This window comes from Pontibacter sp. FD36, from assembly GCF_015686655.1.
In the GTDB taxonomy this organism is placed as follows: domain Bacteria; phylum Bacteroidota; class Bacteroidia; order Cytophagales; family Hymenobacteraceae; genus Pontibacter.
Genome location: NZ_JADPMP010000035.1, coordinates 1 through 371, shown reverse-complemented (window position 1 = coordinate 371; position 371 = coordinate 1). Strand labels below are relative to the sequence as shown.

At 57.4% G+C, this 371-nt stretch carries 1 protein-coding gene; it reads left to right on the top strand.

Going from position 1 to position 371, the window contains the following annotated elements:
• Nucleotides 1–371, top strand: a 371-nt coding sequence (locus I0P70_RS21230; RefSeq protein ID WP_230392348.1) for a hypothetical protein, incomplete at both ends; no start/stop codon positions are given.

Genomic DNA, 371 nt, shown 5'->3' with positions numbered 1-371 from the left:
ATCGCCCTGTCAAGCACCTGGACCAACCCGCGTGAGTGGACCAAGAACGCAAGCCAGCAGTCTGCCAAGATCACCCTGGAGGCCGGCAAGCGCTATTACATCGAGGCGATCATGCTGCAGGGCGGCGGTGGCGACAACCTGGCCGTAGGCTGGCAGCTGCCGGACGGCTCTATGGAGCGCCCGATCGCTGGTAACAGACTGTCTGAAATGGGAAGCACTGCTCCTGCAACAACAACTCCTGTAGCAACGGCTCCAGCAGCTACTACAACTCCTGTAGGCAAGATCACACGTGACTTCTGGTCAAACGTACACGGTTCTACCATCAGCGTGGTACCAGTAAACACGAACCCAACTTCTTCGAGCGCAATAAG